The following is a 2,464-nucleotide window of genomic DNA, read 5'->3' as shown; positions in this document are numbered from 1 at the left end:
GTGCAGATCAATGCCACATCCGCGCCTTGCAGCTCGGACGGCAGGTTGCTGACGAAATACACGTCTGAACTGAAGATGTGCTGCCCGCTGACCCGCTCGATCCAGCCCACGATCTGGCTGACGTTCAGCGCGGCAATCACCCCCAGCACACCGCCAATCAAGGTGCCGACGATGCCGATCACGGTGCCCTGCACCATGAAGATCGCCATGATCTGCCGTGGCGTGGCGCCGATGGTGCGCAGGATCGCGATGTCCGCGCCCTTGTCGTTCACCACCATGATCAGGGTCGCGATGATGTTGAACGCCGCCACCGCGACGATCATCAGCAACAGCAGGCCGATCATGGTTTTTTCCATTTTCATTGCGCTGAACAGGCTGCCCTGGGTGTGGGTCCAGTCGTCAGCCTTGTAGGTGGCGCCCAGCCCCGTGGCGATATCGCTCGACACCTGCGGCGCGGCATACAGTTCCTTCACCGCCAGGCGCACGCTCTGCACCTGATTCGGCTCCCAGTGCTGCATCTGCGCGGCATCGGCCATGTGGATCAGCGCCATGGTGCCGTCCAGTTCGGCGCCGACCTTGAACACACCGACCACATTCAGCCGTTGCATGCGCGGGGTAATGCCACCCGGCGCATTGCTGACTTCCGGCACGATCAGGGTGATCTTGTCGCCGACGTTCAAGCGAAAGCGGCGCGCCGTGATCTCGCCGATCACCACACCGAATTCGCCCGGCTTCAGGGCTTCGAGACTGCCCTGGACGATGTGCTTGGCGACGATCGACACCTGGCCTTCCAGCGCCGGATCGACACCACTGACCTGGATTGGCTGCATCGTGCCCTTGTAGGACAGCATGCCTTCCATCTCGGTGAACGGCACCGCCGCCGTCACTTCCGGGTTTTTCATCGCGGCCGCTGCCACGGGTTTCCAGTCATCAATCGGGTTGACGCCGACGATGGTGGCGTGCGGCACCATGCCGAGGATGCGCGAGCTCATTTCGCGCTGGAAGCCGTTCATCACCGACAGCACCACGATCATCGCCAGCACGCCGAGGGCGAGGCCGATCATCGACGTCATCGAGATGAAGGAAACAAAGCGATTGCGGCGCTTGGCGCGGGTATAGCGCGTGCCGATAAAGATCGATAACGGTCTGAACATTCGCTGGGGCACCGTATAAAAATAAAAGACCCGACGCCCTTTCAGGCATCGGGTTTCAGCCAATCAGATGGGAGTGAGGCAGCCTTCCTGCAGGTGCAGGACGCGGTCCATCTGGCGGGCCAGGTTCATGTCGTGGGTCACCACCAGGAACGCCGTGCGCATCGAGGTGCTGAGTTCCAGCATCAAATCCTGAATACCTTGCGCGGTGTGGGAGTCGAGGTTGCCGGTCGGCTCGTCGAGCATCACCAGGCCCGGTGTGTTCACCAGGGCGCGGGCGATGGCCACACGCTGACGCTCACCACCGGACAATTCGGCCGGTTTGTGTTCCAGGCGATGGCCCAGCCCTACCCGCTCCAGCAACGCCGTGGCACGCTGACGCGCCTCCGGGATCGCGGTCTTGCCGATCAGCAGCGGCATGCAGACGTTTTCCAGCGCAGTGAATTCCGGCAGCAGATGGTGGAACTGATACACGAAGCCGAGGGCGCGATTACGCAGCAGGCCGCGTTTCTTCTCGCTCAGCGCCGACAGTTCCTCGCCGTCGAGCCAGACGCTGCCCTTGGTCGGCGTATCGAGGCCACCCAACAGGTTGAGCAAGGTACTTTTGCCCGAGCCCGACTTGCCGACAATCGCCACGCGCTCGCCCGGGTGCAACTCCAGTTGCAGGCCGGCCAACACTTCCACCGATTCCGGGCCTTCCTCGTAGGACTTGCCCAGGCTGCGGCAGCTCAAGATTGCTTTATCACTCATGCCCGACTCACTCATAACGTAGCGCCTCCGCAGGCTGGGTGCGCGCGGCACGCCAGGCTGGATACAGGGTGGCGAGGAAACTCAGGACCAACGCCGCAGAGCAGACCATCACGACGTCCTGGCTCTGCACTTGCGATGGCAGGTAATCGATGAAATACACGTCGGCGTTGAGGAACTTGTGCCCGATCAATCCTTCGAGGGCGGAGATCGCGGCACTGACATTCAGCGCGGCGAAGATCCCGACCACGGCGCCAATGGCCGTACCGACCACACCAATCACCGTGCCTTGCACCATGAACGTGCGCATGATCGTGCCCGGCGTGGCGCCCAGTGTGCGCAGGATCGCGATGTCGCCCTTCTTGTCGTTCACCACCATCACCAGCGTGGAAATGATGTTGAACGCCGCGACGGCAACGATCAGCAGCAGCAACAGGCCGATCATGGCTTTTTCCATGCGGATCGCCTGGTACAGGTTGCCGTGGGTGCGGGTCCAGTCGCGGGCGTAGTAGCGGTCTTCACCGAGATCGCGGGCGATGCTCCACGCAGTGCGCGGTGCCTGGAAC

The 2,464-nt window shown here is 62.3% G+C and carries 3 protein-coding genes; all 3 read right to left on the bottom strand.

Going from position 1 to position 2,464, the window contains the following annotated elements; all coding sequences use genetic code 11:
• Positions 1 to 1,154, bottom strand: a 1,154-nt coding sequence (locus ACXRVY_RS24225; RefSeq protein WP_458238447.1) for a lipoprotein-releasing ABC transporter permease subunit, incomplete at its 3' end; no start/stop codon positions are given.
• A gap of 63 nt (positions 1,155 to 1,217) precedes the next feature.
• Positions 1,218 to 1,901 (bottom strand): lipoprotein-releasing ABC transporter ATP-binding protein LolD, encoded by a 684-nt coding sequence (lolD, locus tag ACXRVY_RS24220; protein ID WP_177323267.1) that lies wholly within the window; start codon positions 1,899 to 1,901, stop codon positions 1,218 to 1,220.
• Positions 1,902 to 1,908: 7 nt separating this feature from the next.
• A partial coding sequence (locus tag ACXRVY_RS24215) for an FtsX-like permease family protein (protein ID WP_458238446.1) occupies positions 1,909 to 2,464 on the bottom strand: 556 nt, incomplete at its 5' end.

Source organism: Pseudomonas sp. P5_A2_2, assembly GCF_054177685.1.
The sequence above is the reverse complement of the archived record's forward strand: the minus strand, read 5'-3'. Positions and strand labels throughout refer to the sequence as shown.

Bases quoted from the DNA above. Each gene is read 5' to 3' on its own strand.
- lolD (WP_177323267.1), bottom strand. From the start codon at position 1,901: ATGAGTGATAAAGCAATCTTGAGCTGCCGCAGCCTGGGCAAGTCCTAC.